Raw genomic sequence first — 15,580 nt, 5'->3', positions numbered from 1 at the left:
GGCGGGGCGCCGGCCATGCGGCTCGAATATTTCGAGATGATCGATCAGGTGGTGCGGCTCGACCGCGCCGCCGGGCGGATCGAGGCCCGGGCCCTGGTGCCCGAGGCCAGCCCCGTCTTCGAAGGGCATTTCCCCGGTCACCCGCTGGTGCCGGGCGTTCTCCTGACCGAGACCATGGCGCAGGCCTCCGGCTATCTCGTGCTGGCTCATCTCGACTTCGCCCAGATGCCGTTCCTGATGGCGGTGGACAAGGCGCGGTTTCGCTCCTTCGTCGGTCCCGGCGCCGCCCTCGACATCGAGGCGAGCCTGGAGCACGACGGCTCCGGTTACGCCGTGACCAAGGCCGCCATCCGCCACGAGGGCAAGGCGATCTGCGACGCGGAGCTGCGCTTCCGCACCATGCCGTTCCCCGATGGGCTCGATGCGCTGATGCGCGAGCGCATGCGGCGGATCGGCCTCATCGACGGGACCGCCGAATGAGCCGCCGCACGGGTCGTGACGTCGTCGTCACCGGCATCGGCCTCGTTTCCTGCGCGGGCGAGGGGGTTGAGGCGCATCTCTCGGCCTTCGCGTCCGGCGAGGCGCCGCGGACCGATGCCGAGACCTTCGCCCCATACCCGGTCCACCCGGTCGTCCCGCTGACCCTCGACGCGCAGATTCCCAAGAAATCGGACCAGCGGCAGATGGAGCCGTGGCAGCGGCTCGGCGTCTACGCGGCGGGTCTCGCCCTCGATTCGGCGGGCGTGAAGGGGGATGCCGCGTTCAAGTCGGCGCTCCAGCTCGTCGTCGCGGCGGGCGGGGGCGAGCGCGACTATGCGGTCGACGGGGCGATCCTGTCGGGGTTGCGCGAAGCCGGGGATCCCGGCGCGTTCCTCAACGAGCGGCTCCTGAACGATCTGCGGCCGACGCTGTTCCTGGCGCAGCTCTCGAACCTGCTGGCCGGCAACATCAGCATCGTCCACGGCGTCACGGGGGCCTCGCGCACCTTCATGGGCGAGGAGGCCTGCGGGGTCGATGCGCTTCGCATCGCCCATGCCCGGGTCGCCTCGGGGCAGATCGACACGATCATGGTCGGCTCGTCCTACAACGCCGAGCGGCCCGACGTGATGGTCGTCCACGAGATGGGAGGCTTCCTCGACAAGCCGGTCTACCGCCCGGTCTTCGAGCGGCGCGAGGACAAGGACGGCTTCGTGCTGGGGAGTGCCGCGGCCTTCCTCGTGCTGGAAGCCGCCGAGCACGCCGCGTCCCGCGGCGCCCGCGCGCTCGCCCGGCTGATGCCCGTGGCCAACGACCGCGTGGCGCGCCGGCCCGGCAGCGTCTCGGAGAGCCTGACCCGGCTGATCGGCGAGGCCGGGGTCGAGCGGCCGGACGTGGTCCTGTCCGGCGCGACGGGCATCGCCGACCTCGCGGCCGAGGAGGTCGCGGGCATCCAGGCCGCCTTGCCCGGCGCGGAGATCCGGGCCACCGGCGATCTCGTCGGCCATCCGATGGAGGTCGCGGCGCCGTTCGGCGCGGCGCTCGCCGCCGCCCTCTGCGCCGCCGGTTCGGCCGGTGAGGTCGTCGTCACCTCGGTCGGCCATCGCCGGGGCGAGGGTGTGATCCGCGTGCTGGCCGCCTGAACGACGCCTCCTCGGGGATGCCGACCCGGCGAAAATCTGATTGAAGGCCCGGATGGCAGAATCCCGCTCCTCGTCCCCCCGATCGTCGTCCACCCATGACGGGCAGGGCCGTCCCCTCGTCGCGGTGACCGGCCTCGGCATCGTCACCTCGCTCGGCCAGGGCGCCGCCGCGAACTGGGAGGCGCTCACCGCCGGCCGCTCCGGCATCCGCGCCATCCGCCGCTTCCCGACCGAGGGGTTGCGCACCCGCATCGCCGGCACCGTCGATTTCCTCGACACCGATCCGCTGGTGGCTCCGCTCCTGTCCGAGCGCTTCGCCACCGTGGCGGCGGAAGAGGCGGTGGCGCAGTCCGGGATCGGCGCGTCGTTCCCCGGCGCGCTGTTCGTCGCCGTGCCCCCGGTGGAGATGGAATGGCCCCAGCGCGAGGCCCTGGCTGCCGCCGCCGGCTCGAACGACGGCGCGATCACCTACAGCGCGTTGCAGCGGGCCGCAGCGAGCCGCCGGTTCGACGGGTGGCACGACGTGTTCATCTTCGGCACCGTGGCCGACCGGCTGGCCGACCGTTTCGCCACCAAGGGCTCGCCGATCTCGCTTTCCACCGCCTGCTCGTCGGGCGCCACCGCGATCCAGTTGGGCGTCGAGGCGATCCGCCGGGGCGAGATGGACGCCGCCCTCTGCATCGGCACCGACGGCTCGGTGAATCCGGAATCGCTGATCCGCTTCTCGCTGCTCTCGGCGCTCTCGACCCAGAACGACCCGCCGGAAGCCGCCTCCAAGCCGTTCTCGAAGAATCGCGACGGCTTCGTCATGGGCGAGGGCGCCGCCGCCCTGGTGCTGGAAAGCGCCGAATCCGCCCGCGCGCGCGGGGCGACGATCCTCGGTTACGTGCTCGGGTGCGGCGAGAAGGGCGACGGCTTCCACCGCACCCGCTCCAGTCCCGACGGGGCGCCGGTGATCGCGGCCATGCGCGCGGCGCTCGACGATGCGGGCCTGGGGCCGGAGGCGATCGACCACGTCAACGCCCACGGCACCTCGACGCCGGAGAACGACAAGATGGAGGCGCTGGGCTGCTCGGCCGTGTTCGGCGAGCGGGTGGCACGGCTGCCGATCTCGTCGAACAAGTCGATGATCGGCCACACGCTGACCGCGGCGGGCGCCATCGAGGCGGTGGTCTCGCTCCTGACGATCCGCCACGGGCGCATCCCGCCGACCATCAACTACGCCGTGCCGGATCCCGCCCTGATGCTCGACGTGGTCGACAAGACCCGCGACGTGCGGGTCTCGCGGGTGCTGTCGAACTCGTTCGGTTTCGGCGGGCAGAACACCTGCCTGGTTCTGGGAGACGAGCCGTGAGCCGACCCGTCCTCGTCGTCGGCGGCGCCTCGGGCCTCGGCGCCGCCATCGTCCGCGCGCTCGCGCGCGCCGGTCACGACGTCACCTTCACCTACCGCTCCTCCGCCGCGAGGGCCGAGGCGCTCGCCGCCGAGCTGGCCCAGGCGCATCCGGATCGCAGCATCACGCCGCGCGCGCTCGACCTGTCGGACCGGGCCGCCGTCGAGGCGTTCTGCGATACGGTCGAAGGCGAGGGCTTCTACGGCTACGTCCACAATGCCGGCCAGTCGGCGGACGCCCTCGCGGCGATGCTCGACCGGGACCGTTCCGAGGAGGCGATGCAGGTCAATTTCTGGTCATTGACCCGGATCGCCAAGGCGCTGGTGCGCGGCATGATCCGGGCGCGGACCGGCCGCATCGTCGCCATCGGCTCGGTGGCCGCGCTCCAGGCCAATGCCGGCAACGCAGCCTACGCCGCCACCAAGGGCGCCCTGATCGCCTATTGCCGCACGCTGGCCATCGAGTCGGCCAAGCGCGGGGTGACGGTCAACGTGATCGCGCCGGGCTTCATCGACACCGAGATGCTGGCCGCCTACGCCACCCATCGCGCGGGCATCGAGCGGCAGATCCCCCTCGGGCGTTTCGCCGCGCCGGACGAGGTCGCGGCGCTGGCGGCCTTCCTGATGGGGGAGGGCGGTGCCTACATCACCGGAGCGGTGCTGCCCGTCGATGGCGGCCTGACCGCGATGATGGGCATCCACCGAACCTGATCCGATGAACCTGCCTCCGCCCGCCCTCGCCGCGTTCCTCCTCGTCACCGCGGCCCATCCCGCGGGCGCCGCCGAGCCGTTCCGCGTCGAGGGGCTGCCGCGGGACGACAGCCTGACGATCCGCGAGACGCCGGACGGCAGCGCCCCGGCGCTCGGCCAAATCCCGGTCGGCCGCCGCGTCGTCGGCTTCGGCTGCACCAACGACACCCCGAGCGGGCTCACGTGGTGCCGGGTCAAGTTCGGCCGCACGGTCGGCTGGGCGCGGCGACGCTACCTCACGCCGGATTGAGTGCGCGCACGCCGAGCCTCCGCGCGAGCGTTCCGACCACGCGGCGCAACTCCACCGGCTTGTCCAAGCGCGGCACCTCGGCAAAGTCCGGCGGCAGGTCGCGGATCTCGTCGCCCGAGACGAACACGAACGGCACGCCGCGGGCGGCGAGCGCCCGAGCGAGGGCGAAGGAAAGCCGCCCGCCGAGTTCGAGGTCGATCACCGCCCCGGTGGGGGCCTCGCGACCGAGGCCGTCGAGGGCCGCCGCCTCGCCGGCATAGGGGCCGAGCACCGCCGCGCCGACGGTTTCGAGCGCGCGGGCGATGTCGCCGGCGAGATAGAACTCGTCCTCGGCCACGAGGATGCGCTGCCCGCGCAGATCGGCCTCGCTGCGCAGGTCGAGGCTGCCGCCGAACACGGTCGCGAGTTGCGGCGCCTGCGTCTCCAGCACGCTCGCTCCGATCGTGAGCGGGAATTCGAGATGGCAGCGGGCGCCCTCCGCCGTCAGCTCGATCCGGCCGCGCCCGCTCAGTTCGTAGGGGATCATCCCCTCGATCAGCTCGCTGCCGAAGCCCCGGCGCCGCGCCGCCGCCTCGCCCGGCGGCGGTCCGCCGCTCTCGATCCAGAGGAAGCTCAGCCAGGGGCCGTCCGCCCGCTCGATCCGGCGCCAGCGCACCGAGACCCGGCCGCCGCCGCTCGAGAGCGCCCCGTATTTGAGGGCGTTCGTGGTCAGTTCGTGGATCGCGAGCGTCACCACCTCGGCGGCTTTCGGCGCCAATTCGATCTCGGGGCCGGCGAGATCGTACTGGTCCTCGCGTTCGGCCTGCGCGCCGATCTCGTCGCGCAGGATCGCCGAGATCGCCACGCCGGCATCGGCCGCACGGGTGAGGCGGCTCTGGACGCGGGCCAGGGTGACGAGGCGCCCGCCCACGAGGTCGGCATATTCGGCCACGCTCTCGGCCCACTCGCCGGAGCGCATCACGATCGAGCGGATCAGCGCCATGATGTTGCGCACCCGGTGCTGCAACTCCGCCAGCAGTACCCGCTGGTGGTGCTCGGCTTGGCGCATCTCGGTCACGTCGCTGGTGATGCCGCCGATGCGCCTGACCCGACCGTCCTCGTCGAAGAGCGGGAAGCCGTGGTTGCGCATCCAGCGGAACGTCCCGTCGGACGGGCGCAGGATGCGGAACTCGTAGACCACCGCCTCGCCGCCGCGCACCCGCTCCATCTCGGCGAAGGTCGCCGCGCGATCCTCGGGGACGATGTGGGAGGCCCAGAGCCGGGCGTCCCCCACGATCTCCGCCTCGGACAGGCCGTAGATCGCCTTCAGGGCGGGGCTTGCGAATTCGGACGCGAAGGTCTCTGCGTCGGTGATCCACAGCACGTCGGAGGAGGCCTGCGCGAACTGACGAAACCGCGCCTCGCTCTCGCGCAGGCGCAGGGCGTCGCGCTTGCTCAGGAGCGCGTGGCGGATCGCCGGAGCCAGGATCTCCGCGGCCTCGCGATCCTCCGCCCTGTAGCCCCCCGGCCGACCTGCGAGTCCGATCACGCCGACCACCGCCTCGCCCTCCGTCAGGGGAACGCTCAGGGTGGCATCGGGCGCCGCACCGTCGCCGGCCTCGAGCCCCTGTATCGCCGGATCGTGCCGGCGACGGATCGCGCGTTCCAGCGCGGCGGCCTCGTCGGGCTGAGACCCCTCGACCGAAACCAGGGTGGTCAGCCGGCCCGAGCCGGACTCCGTCGTGGCGATCAAGCCCGCGCGGCTCTCGGTGAGGTCGGCGGCGACGTCGAGGGCGACGCGGGCGAGTTCCTTCTCGCAGGTCGCGCTCAGGGTGGCGCTGAAGATCCGGTTGATTCCCTTCAGGATCGCGTTGTTGCGCCTCAGCCGCTCCTCGGCTTCGCGCCGTTCGGTGATGTCGATCGAGATGCCGACGAAGCGGCTCTGGCCGAGCGGCCGTCCGGAATGGGTCATCCAGCGCGCCTGCCCGTCGGCCCGGATGACCCGGGCCTCGTAGAGAAGGGGCCGGCGCCGGGAGAAGGCGTCGCGGTAGGCCGCGATGTAGCCGCCGTCGTCAAGATGAACGAAGCGCTCCCAACCGTCCCGCACCACGCTCTCCAACGTGGTGTCGAAGAAGTTGAGGTAGTACTCGTTGACGTAGACGTTCCCGCCTGGATCCGTGTCCCAGATCAGCACCGGCGCAGTGTCGGCCATGGTGCGCAGCCGGGTCTCGGCCTCCCGCGCCTGCTTCTCGGCCTCGGCCCGCTCGATCGCCGCCCAGATGCGCTCGCCCGTTTCGGTGACGAGGGCGATCTCGGCCTCGGTCCACGAGCGCGCCTGACCGCACACGACGCTGAGGGTGCCGATCAGTTCGCCGTGCTTGACGAGCGGCACGGCGATCCAGGCCATGACGCCGGCCCCAAGAACGCGGGATTTCCTCGATTCGGGGATGAGATCGGTGCTCTGCGTCTGCGCCACCGCGATCGGTCGCCCCTGCCGGTAGAGTGGGACGACCCAATCGAGGGTGTCGAGGGAATGGGTGCCCACAAACGGCGGCACGCCGCGGGCATGGTCCTGCTCGATCACCGCGACGCCCTCCGCCTCCCGGATCGCCACGTAGAAGGCGTGATCGGTTTCCAGGTGGTCGCCAAGCAGCCGGCAGGCTTCGCCCTGGATCGCGGCCGGATCGGTCAGGGAGCGCAGGGTGTCGGACAGCCGCAGGAGAAACGCCTGCTGCGCCTCGCCCTGCCGCAGGGCCCGTTCGGCCAGGACCCGGTCCGTCGTCTCGAACCCGGCCAAGTAGAACCCGACGACCGCACCGTCTTCGTTCCGAAGAGGAGTCCAGCTCGACGTGAACCAGCCGTAGGGCTGCTCGGTCCGGGCCGGGAGCGGCCAGTAGAAATCGGTGGTCTGGTGGGCCCGCCCCGTCCGCATCACCGACAGGATCTCCGCCACGTACGGATCGGGCCACACCTCTCGCAGGGGCCGGCCCAAGGCGAGTTCGGCCCTTGCGCCCATCAGGGTGGCGACCACGTCGTTGAAGAGAACCGTGAAATCCGGGCCCCAGGCGACGATGCCGACTCCGGGAGCATTGAGCATCAGATCGACGATGGTCCGCAGGTTCTGCGGCCAGGCCGTGATCGGCCCGAGCGGAGTTGAGGCCCAATCGTGTGTGCGGACGCGCCCGGCCATGGTACTCGGGCCGTCGGGCCAAGCCGTCATCGAATTCTCTCGTCGTTTCCCAAGATGACGGACGTCCATGCGCGCGGCCGGCGCGGGGGATAGGCCTTCACTCCTTCGAACAAATCTAGCCTGCAAGGCAACCTTTCGAAACCTGAATTGAGTATTTCTACGCTTGTGTCTTCTCGGTTACCTGCTGTGATCGTATCTTAGGTTGCGGTGACCTTCCGATCGATACACGCGGGAGGTCGCGGCGGTCCGGATTGAGCCCGAACCCGTTTCGACCGATAAGCCCTCGGCCCGGCTTGCCCGGACCCCACGGCAGACGAGATCGATCCTGATGCAAGCCCTCCAGCTGTTCGGCGACCGCGACCTTCGCCTGACCGAGGTCGAGCCGCCGCCCGCGCCGGGACCCGGCGAGGTGCAGATCCGCATCCGCGCGGTCGGGCTCAACTTCATCGACGTGTGGGGCTTCCGCGGCATGGCGTTCGCCAAGCGCAAGCTGCCGCTGACGGTGGGCGCCGAGGCCGCGGGCGAGATCGTGGCCCTGGGCGAGGGCGTCGCGGGGCTCAAGGTAGGCGACAAGGTCGTGCCCTACGGCGCCATGACCTGCGGCAGGTGCCGCGCCTGCGTCGAGGGCCGCGACAACCTCTGCGAGGAAGTCTCCGGCGTGATGGGTTTCCATCTCGACGGGTTCAGCCGTGAACTGGTCAACATGCCGGCTCGGCTCGTCGTGAGCGTGCCGCCGAACGTCGAGGCGGTGCAGGCCGCCTGCGCCGGCATCGCCTTCGGCACGGTGCAGCACATGCTGTTCGACAACGCCAAGCTGGAGCCCGGCGAGTCGATCCTGGTCCATGCCGGGGGCTCGGGCATCGGCACGGCGGCGATCAAGATGGCGAAGGCCATCGGCTGCACCGTCTACACCACCGTCGGCGACGACAAGAAGGGCGAGAAGGCCCGCGAACTCGGCGCCGACCACGTGGTCAACTATCGCGAGGAGCGCTTCGAGGGCGAGGTGCGCCGGCTGACCAAGCGCAAGGGCGTGGACGTCGTGTTCGAGCATGTCGGCGCCGAAACGTGGAACGGCTCGCTGCTCTGCCTCAAGCGCGGCGGGCGGCTCGTCACCTGCGGCTCGACCTCCGGCGTTTCCACGCAGATGAACCTGATGCAGCTGTTCCAGCAGCAATACCGCATCTTCGGCTCGTTCGGCTGCCGCATCGCCAACATGCGCGAGAGTCTCGACAAGATGGCGACCGGCCTGACGCCGGTCATCGACACGGTGCTGCCGCTCGCCGATTTCGCAAAGGGGCTGGAACGGCTGGAATCGCGGCAGGTGTTCGGCAAGATCATCGTGACGCTCTGAAGAACCTCACGCGCTGAAGCGGCGTCAGGCAAACAGGCGCCCGCCGCCGCCCGACATCTCCCGGACGCTTGCCGCCACGTGGCCGGCGAGCGCTTTCGCCGCCGGGCCCGCGCCGTCGCGCAGGCGCAGCAGCACGTCGTAGCCGCCGAGCGGGGGCAGATCGGGCAGGCGGCGGAAGGGCGGGCGCGCGACGTTCATCGGCAGGGGGGCGACCGCGAGATCGGCCTCGACCGCCGCGATCTGCCCCTGGCAATGCTCGCTCGCATAGGCGACGCGGTAGGGGATGCCCGCCCCGTCGAGGGCGTCCAGGGCCGCCGCCCGCCACGCGCAGCCGCTGTTGCACAGAGCCAGCGGCAGGGGGCGACGCGCCTGAGCCAAGCCGCCTTCGAGGCCGACCCAGACCAGATCCTCGGCCTGGACGACGGCGGCCTCGCGGTTCGCCCCGGCGGCGCCGGTATAGAGCGCGAGGTCGAGGGCACCCTCGTGACAGGCCTCCCGCAAAGCGGCGCTCGCATCGAGCCGCACGTCGACCTGAACCTGTGGATGGGTGGCGGCGAAGCGGCGCAGCATCGTCGGCAGGGCGAACAGGCCGGAATCGTTGGGCGCGCCGAAGCGGACGCGGCCCTCCAGCGGCGGCGCATCGAAGAAGGCCACCACCTCGTCGTTCACGGCGAGAAGGCGCCGGCCGAGGCCGAGCAGCGCTTCGCCGTCCGCGGTCGGCACGATGGTCCGGGGGCGCCGCAGGAACAGGGCGCGGCCCAGGCGCTCCTCCAACCGCTTTACCTGAAGGCTGACGGCCGAAGGCGTGCGCCCGACCCGCTCGGCGGCCCGCGAGAAATTGCCCGTCTCGCAGATCGTCACGAAGGTGCGGACCAGATCGAGATCGAGCGGGGTGGGAGGGCGCGGGCTCACGGAGCGATCCTCGGGGATTGCTGTGAGCATCACTCATCGCTTTGCTGAGATCAATTCGTTCGACTCAACGATAGGGGTCGCCCATCCTTGTCCCGAGGACGAGGAGGCGACGATGATCGGATGGATCGAGAGGTTGCGGCGACGGTTGGCGGCCGGCTCCGGGGACGCCCTGGCGAACCTCGACGACAGGCTGCTGGCCGATCTCGGGGTGACCCGTTCCGGCGCGCCGCTGCCTCCGGAGCCGCTGCGGGCGGCCTACCGCCGCGGCATCGGCCGCCAGTCCGGCGGGGCCATCTCGAAGCCGGAAAAGTCGAAGCCGGGTGAGACGGTACAGCTCACCAGCGTCCAGGCGCCGAGGCTGGTGGCGGTCTGCCAGTGACCGGCCGGCACCACGATCTGCGGACGCTGTCCGCGCAGCAGGTCGGGGCCGAGATGGTGAGCCGAGGCGTCGTGGCCGTTGGGGCTCTGGGTGATCACCATCGGGGCGCCCGCGTGCCACAGCCAGATCTCGGCGGCATCGACCCGGTGCCAGGCCGAGGTCTCGCCGACGCCGAGCAGGTAATAGATCGCGGTGCCGACCGAGCGCCCCTCGACCGCGCGGGGATCGCGGAAGGTCTCGCGGTAATGGCCGCCTTCCGGATGCGGCGTCAGCCCCAGCGCATCGATCACCTGGGTCGCGGTCAGACTGTCGGCCATGTCGTCTCCGTGGCGCGCACCGGTGTCAGGGAATCGCCCCCTGCGGCAGGGGGACGGCCGGCGCACGGGGCGCGGCGTCCGGGCGCGGCTCGGCCCGGCGGGGCGGGCGAGTGGTCTTCGTCGGGTCCCTGGTCGTGTCCTTGCCCGTCTCCGGCGCGAGCGCGTCGGCCGTGGGCGCGGTGCGGCGGGGCTTGGGCGCGGCGAGCGTCTTGGCCGCCGGCGCCGTGCCGCAGGCCCGGAAGGTGAAGGCGGCGAGGATGTCGCCGGAATCCGACAGGATCGGGAAGGTGTCGGGCAGGGCGATCAGCGAAGCGTCCCAGCGGATCGCGCCGCCGATCACCCCCTCGAGCACCGCCGGTCCGGCGCCCCGGTGCAGGGATTGGAAGTCCGGCCCGTAGGCGGTGGCGACCTTGCCCCCGATCACCACCTGGAGCACGCGGGTTGTGTCCGGCGTGAGCGGGCGCAGCGGGTTGTCGATGGTGATCAGGCCCGAGCGCGTCACCCAGAGTTCGAGGGGCGCGCCCGGGGCCTTGCCGGCGCGGGCATTGCCTTCGTAGCGCACCGCCTCGCCCTTCTCGCAGGCGACCGGCGGCGCGGCGGCGAGCGCGACGGCGGGTGGGGCCGGTGCCAGCGGCACGGCGGGATCGGAAGCCGGCGCTTCGGCGGCCGCCTTCTCCTCCGCGGGTTTCTCCGCCGCCTTTTCCGGCGGCTTGGGTTTCGGCTTCGGGCGCGGCTTGGGCTTGCGCGGAGCGGGCGCGGCCTCGGGCGTCGCCTCCGGAGCCGGCGCGGCGTCCTGCGCCGCCACCGGGCAGGACAAGGCCGCCAGCAGCGAGAGGCCGGCGGCGGACACGAGACGGCGCATCCTCATCCGGCCTGTCTCCGGCGTCCGGCATCCTCCGGCTCGGCGGATCGGCTTCGGTCCATGAGGCGGTTCAACTCCGCGTCGAGCGTCCTGGTGTCGATGGTCTTGAAGTCGATGGCCTTGAGATCCAGCCCGCCTGCCTCGAGGACCGGCGCACGGCGATCGATCGGGCTCCGGGCATCCGGCGTCAGCTTGCGAATCGTCCCCGCCTCGTCGTCCGCCCAATCCTCTTCCTGCGGCAGGAGCAGCGGCGGGCGGCGCCCAGCACGGAACAGCGCCGCCATCAGGACGCAGCCGATCACCGTCGCCGCGACAGCGGCCAGGACAACCAAATTTTCCATACGGGGCCGACCCTAGACCGGATCGCGGCGCCATGCACCCCGTACAACGCCGCGCCCCGCGAACGCCTGGTCCGGCGAACGGCCGGGACAGCCGCCCGAAAACTCGGGAACGGTCCTTGCGTCGTCCGCTCAATCGGTGAGAACCGGCTGCCGCGTTCGAACGAAGTCCGACCCGGTCGCCGGCCGCTCACGTCAGGGATGCTCGATGCCGCTCGAAGACCATCATTCCGGCTCGCCCGCGCTCGACGCGAAAGAGGCCGCGCCGCAGCCCCACGGTCTGCCGGGAGCCGATCTCGAACGCGTGCTGCTCGACCTCGTGGCCCAGAGCCGCGAGCAGGCGAGCGAGGATCCGTTCCGCAATCCGGTCCTGGCGGTGACGCTGGCGATCACCCGCCGGCTCGACCGCGAGGAGATCGGCGAGGGCGACCTCGACGCCCTGCTGGCCACGCTCCGTCGCCGGGCCCTGACCGAGCGCACGGCGCGGTTGCGCCGCTATGTCGGCCTCGACGGCGAGGACGAGAACACGCTCGCCGGCCTCGCCGGGCGGCTCGTCGCGGCGGTGCCGCGGGGGACCTCGGACTTCGATGCCTTCCGCGAGCGGGTCGGCCGCACGGGCTTTGCCGCGGTGTTCACCGCGCACCCGACCTTCGGCATGCCGCGGGCGGTGGCCGAGATGATCGCGCGGGCCGCCTCGCTCCCGGAGGAGGGGGCCCGCGCCCCGGTTCTCGGCGAGGCCGCCGCGCGCTCCAGCCGGCCCGATCCGGGCATCAGCCTCGACGACGAGTTCGAACAGGCCTGCGTGGCCGCCAACAACGGGCGGGCCGCCATCGACAGCTTCAACGCCGCCCTGCTGGAGGCCGCCCGCGAGCGCTGGCCGGATCGCTGGACCGAACTGGTGCCCAAGCCGCTCGCCATCGCCAGCTGGGTCGGCTGCGACACCGACGGGCGCACCGATATCGGCTGGTGGGACACGGTGCGCTACCGGCTGATCTCGAAGCGCATGCAGTTCGACCGCATCCTACGCGACCTGCCCGACGTGGCGGCGACCCGCGTGGTGCGCGACCTCGTCCAGGGGGCACGCGCCGCGGTCGAGCGTCAGCTGGCGGGTGCGCCGCTGCTCGGAACCAAACCGTCCCTCGAATCCGTCCACCGCTTCGCGCTGGCCCTCATCATCGAGCGCGAGCGGGCCCAGACCGATGCCGGGCCGCTGCTCGCCGGCTTGGTCGCCGCCATCGGCTCCGCGACCTCCGACACGGATCGCCGTGCCATCGCGGTGCTGCGCTCGGGCGTCGCCGCGCACGGCCTGTCGAACGCGCTGCCGCATTTCCGGCTCAACGCCAGCCAGATCCACAACGCGGTGCGCCGCGTCATCGATCTGGAAGGTGAGCCGACCGACGCGGCGCAACGCCGTTCGCATCTCTCCGCGATCAACACGCTCCTGAACGACGTGCGCCCCGTGCCGGTCGATTTCGGGGCGCTCGCCGCCGAGCGGGCCTCGGCCGCGCGGCTGATGATGACGATCACGCAGATCCTCAAGCATGTCGACGGCACCCATCCGGTGCGCTTCCTCATCGCCGAGACCGAGACCGGCTACACCCTGCTCGCGGCCCTGTGGCTCGCGCGCCATTACGGCATCTCGGACAAGCTGGAGATCACGCCGCTGTTCGAGACCGCGAGCGCGCTCGAACAGGGCATCCGCGTCCTCGACGATGCCCTGCGCAATCCGCACTGGCGCGCCCACCTGAAGCGGCTTGGGCGGCTCTCGGTGCAGTTCGGCTACTCGGATTCCGGTCGCTATGTCGGCCAGCTCGCCGCGACCTTCTGGATCGAGCGCTTACGCCTGCGCATCACCGAGCTGATGATCCAGAACGGGCTCTCCGACATCGAGCTCGTCATCTTCGACACCCACGGCGAGTCGATCGGGCGCGGCTCCCATCCGACGAGCTTGCGCGACCGCCTCGCCTACCTCGCCCCGGAGGATGCGCGCCGCCGCCACGCCGAGGCCGGGATCAAGGTGCGGCTCGAATCGAGCTTCCAGGGCTCGGACGGCTACCTGATGTTCGGCTCGCCCGCCCTCGCGGACGCCTCGGTGGCGCGCATCGCCGAGCACCTCTTCGCCGACGCGCTGGCCGAGGACGACGCCTTCGACGACTACGCGCTCAGCGACGGCAAGGCCGCCGACCCCGCCGCCGATCCGATCTACGAGGAGAAGGACTTCGCCGCCGAGTTCTTCCGCTCCGTGCGGCAGGACATGGAGGCCCTGGTCGACGACCGCGGCTACGCGGCGATGCTCGGCACCTTCGGCCCGAGCCTGATCGACCGCACCGGCTCGCGCCCCGTCGCCCGCCAGTCGGATTCCGGCGGGCCGGCGACGATCACCCATCCGCGCCAGATGCGGGCGATCCCCAACAACGCCATCCTGCAGCAGCTCGGCTTCCTGGCGAACTCGCTTCACGGCGTCGGCCGCGCGGCGCACCGGTCGCCGGAGACCTTCCGGCACATGCGGGGCTCCTCGGTGCGCTTTTCCCGCGCCTTCCGGCTGGTGCAGCATGCCGCCAGCGTCGGCGATCTCGACGTGTTGCGCGCCTATATCGACACCCTCGATCCGGCGGTGTGGCTGGAACGGGCCCGCCGCACCCGCCGCGAGGGGCGGCGCGAGGAACTGATGACGGTGGCGGCATCCCTCGAGCGCCTGAGCCTCGCCCCGGACCTGCGACGGCTGTTCGGGCGGCTCACCCGCGACTGGCTGTATCTTCAGGCCGCGGCCCCGGACCTCACCGTGATGTCGGCGCGGCTGACGCTGCTGCACGCCATCCGCCTGGCGCTCATCCACCGCATCTGGTTCCTGGCCGCCCATATCCCGGCCTTCCGGCCGCAGGCCGGGCTCACCCGCGAGATGCTGATGGAGCGCTTCCTGCGCCTCGACATCGACGGCTGCCTGAAGATTCTCGACGAGATCTTCCCCGTGGCTCCCGATCCGACGCTCGGCCTCAATTTCGGCGAGCCGCCGGGCCCGCGGGATGTCGGCACCTACGAAACCGAGCACGGCACCCTGTTCGGGCCGATCCGCCGGATGTTCGAGCGGGTGCGGGAGATTTCGGGCATCATCCAGCACGAGGTCGGCGCGTTCGGCTGAAAGCCGCCGCGCCGCTCCCGGTCAGTGCCGCATCAGGCTCTCGATCCCGGCATCCGGCTCGACCTTGCCGGCGAACCGCGACAGGCGCGACAGGCTGGGTTCCGCGAGTCCCCCGGCATTGGCGTAGGTCGCCAGCGCGAAGCTCACGAGGAACTCGGCCTCCGCGTGGGTCATCGCCCGGCCGCTGAGCGTGCTGGCGGCGCCGCGCACGGCGAGGACGGCTTGGCGGAAGGCAGGGTCGTTCTTCAATTCGTCCAGTCGACTCATCGGGCGTCCTCGGGGCCGTGTCTCGGTGGGGTCGGCGTCACCGCGACCTGTGCGGATTTTCAGGTGAACTCCGCCCGAACGAAAACGTCCCGCTCCCGCCGGTTCCACCGCGCGGCATGAAGGTTCGGCCCCCCTCGCCGCGCCGCCGCCGAGCGGTAGATGAGGGCAGGCCGAGCGGGAGGGCACGCCATGGATGCGAACGAAGGCAAGGGCGAGGGACCGGGGACCGCGCAGGACATCACAAAGGACGCGGTTTACGCCGAAGGCCGCGCGGCCGCCGAGCGCCGCGAGGGGGCCGACAAGAACCCTCACTCGGCCGGCTCGGCGGAGTATCGCCGCTGGGCCGACGGCCACGCCTCGGTGACCGCCCCCGACGCCGTCGCCGACGACCTCGCCGACTTCGCCTGACGGGGAGCGCCATGCGCGTGCTGGAGACCCCGGACGGACGCTACATCGTCGTCCATGGCCGGCTGTGGCGCCGCCATCGGCCGGACCTCGAGCCGCTGCGCCGCGACCGGCTGATCCGCGAATTGATGGATGCCCGCCGTTCGGTCCGCGCGGCCAAGCGATCCGGCGAGGCGGAGGCGTTGCGCGCCGCGCGGGACGCGGTCGATGCCGCCAAGCACGGTCTGGGCGAGCGGGGGCCCGTCTGGTGGAGCGACGGCGCGCCCGATCTCAATCGCCGGATGATCGCCAACACCCCCTATGCCGAATGGTATGCCGGCCTGCCGGAGGCGGCCAAGGCCGATCCCGACCGGCGCAAGGCCGTGAGCTGACAAGACGCGGCGCGGCCGCTGAGGGAAGACGGGTGCGCCTGCCGGAATGGGCCGAGACG

At 71.5% G+C, this 15,580-nt stretch carries 15 protein-coding genes; 9 read left to right on the top strand and 6 right to left on the bottom strand.

The window, feature by feature from the left end; genetic code table 11:
- Positions 1 to 15 precede the first annotated feature (15 nt).
- The 5 genes from BM140_RS14480 to BM140_RS14460 are packed head-to-tail and all read left to right on the top strand — an operon-like array spanning position 16 to position 4,011.
- Complete coding sequence (locus tag BM140_RS14480; RefSeq protein WP_091947497.1) at positions 16 to 480, top strand: 3-hydroxyacyl-ACP dehydratase FabZ family protein; 465 nt, start codon at positions 16 to 18, stop codon at positions 478 to 480.
- Entirely contained in the window at positions 477 to 1,619 is a 1,143-nt protein-coding gene (locus BM140_RS14475) for a beta-ketoacyl-ACP synthase (protein WP_091947494.1), read from the top strand. Before BM140_RS14480 ends, BM140_RS14475 begins: the two co-directional genes overlap by 4 nt.
- Before the next feature lie 52 nt (positions 1,620 to 1,671).
- Positions 1,672 to 2,973, top strand: coding sequence for a beta-ketoacyl-ACP synthase (locus tag BM140_RS14470; protein WP_091947491.1), 1,302 nt, complete (start codon positions 1,672 to 1,674; stop codon positions 2,971 to 2,973).
- Complete coding sequence (locus tag BM140_RS14465; protein WP_091947488.1) at positions 2,970 to 3,722, top strand: SDR family NAD(P)-dependent oxidoreductase; 753 nt, start codon at positions 2,970 to 2,972, stop codon at positions 3,720 to 3,722. Before BM140_RS14470 ends, BM140_RS14465 begins: the two co-directional genes overlap by 4 nt.
- Positions 3,723 to 3,726: 4 nt before the next feature.
- Entirely contained in the window at positions 3,727 to 4,011 is a 285-nt protein-coding gene (locus BM140_RS14460) for an SH3 domain-containing protein (protein WP_091947484.1), read from the top strand.
- Here BM140_RS14460 and BM140_RS14455 read toward each other — a convergent pair.
- Positions 3,998 to 7,210 (bottom strand): PAS domain S-box protein, encoded by a 3,213-nt coding sequence (locus tag BM140_RS14455; RefSeq protein WP_244535436.1) that lies wholly within the window; start codon positions 7,208 to 7,210, stop codon positions 3,998 to 4,000. The two genes, BM140_RS14460 and BM140_RS14455, sit on opposite strands and share 14 nt — an antisense overlap.
- A gap of 298 nt (positions 7,211 to 7,508) precedes the next feature.
- On the opposite strand from BM140_RS14455, the gene BM140_RS14450 reads away from it, so the two are divergent.
- Positions 7,509 to 8,531, top strand: coding sequence for a zinc-binding dehydrogenase (locus BM140_RS14450; RefSeq protein WP_091947477.1), 1,023 nt, complete (start codon positions 7,509 to 7,511; stop codon positions 8,529 to 8,531).
- Positions 8,532 to 8,555: 24 nt separating this feature from the next.
- On the opposite strand, the gene BM140_RS14445 is transcribed toward BM140_RS14450, so the two are convergent.
- The 4 genes from BM140_RS14445 to BM140_RS14430 all read right to left on the bottom strand — a co-directional run bounded on the left by BM140_RS14445 (position 8,556) and on the right by BM140_RS14430 (position 11,342).
- Positions 8,556 to 9,443 (bottom strand): LysR family transcriptional regulator, encoded by an 888-nt coding sequence (locus BM140_RS14445; protein ID WP_091947654.1) that lies wholly within the window; start codon positions 9,441 to 9,443, stop codon positions 8,556 to 8,558.
- A 255-nt stretch (positions 9,444 to 9,698) separates the two neighbouring features.
- On the bottom strand, positions 9,699 to 10,139 hold the full coding sequence (locus BM140_RS14440) for a cupin domain-containing protein (RefSeq protein ID WP_091947474.1): 441 nt from the start codon (positions 10,137 to 10,139) through the stop codon (positions 9,699 to 9,701).
- 25 nt (positions 10,140 to 10,164) lie between these two features.
- Positions 10,165 to 11,007 (bottom strand): hypothetical protein, encoded by an 843-nt coding sequence (locus tag BM140_RS14435; RefSeq protein ID WP_244535435.1) that lies wholly within the window; start codon positions 11,005 to 11,007, stop codon positions 10,165 to 10,167.
- Positions 11,004 to 11,342: a hypothetical protein gene (locus tag BM140_RS14430; protein WP_091947468.1), complete on the bottom strand. Its 339-nt coding sequence runs from the start codon at positions 11,340 to 11,342 to the stop codon at positions 11,004 to 11,006. The genes BM140_RS14435 and BM140_RS14430 overlap by 4 nt, the downstream gene beginning before the upstream one ends.
- Before the next feature lie 205 nt (positions 11,343 to 11,547).
- Here BM140_RS14430 and BM140_RS14425 point away from each other — a divergent pair, with 205 nt between their 5' ends.
- Positions 11,548 to 14,478: a phosphoenolpyruvate carboxylase gene (locus BM140_RS14425; protein ID WP_091947465.1), complete on the top strand. Its 2,931-nt coding sequence runs from the start codon at positions 11,548 to 11,550 to the stop codon at positions 14,476 to 14,478.
- A gap of 21 nt (positions 14,479 to 14,499) precedes the next feature.
- Here the strand turns inward: BM140_RS14425 and BM140_RS14420 are convergent, their stop codons facing one another.
- The gene (locus BM140_RS14420) at positions 14,500 to 14,745 is read right to left on the bottom strand and encodes a hypothetical protein (protein ID WP_091947463.1); all 246 of its coding nucleotides are present in this window, start codon (positions 14,743 to 14,745) and stop codon (positions 14,500 to 14,502) included.
- A gap of 189 nt (positions 14,746 to 14,934) precedes the next feature.
- Between BM140_RS14420 and BM140_RS14415 the strand changes: the two genes are divergently transcribed.
- Entirely contained in the window at positions 14,935 to 15,153 is a 219-nt protein-coding gene (locus BM140_RS14415) for a hypothetical protein (RefSeq protein WP_091947460.1), read from the top strand.
- An 11-nt stretch (positions 15,154 to 15,164) separates the two neighbouring features.
- The gene (locus BM140_RS14410; RefSeq protein WP_091947457.1) at positions 15,165 to 15,521 is read left to right on the top strand and encodes a hypothetical protein; all 357 of its coding nucleotides are present in this window, start codon (positions 15,165 to 15,167) and stop codon (positions 15,519 to 15,521) included.
- Positions 15,522 to 15,580 lie beyond the last annotated feature (59 nt).

Source organism: Methylorubrum salsuginis, from assembly GCF_900114375.1.
GTDB classification, from domain to species: Bacteria; Pseudomonadota; Alphaproteobacteria; order Rhizobiales; family Beijerinckiaceae; genus Methylobacterium; species Methylobacterium salsuginis.
This window is presented reverse-complemented; position numbering and strand designations above follow the sequence as displayed.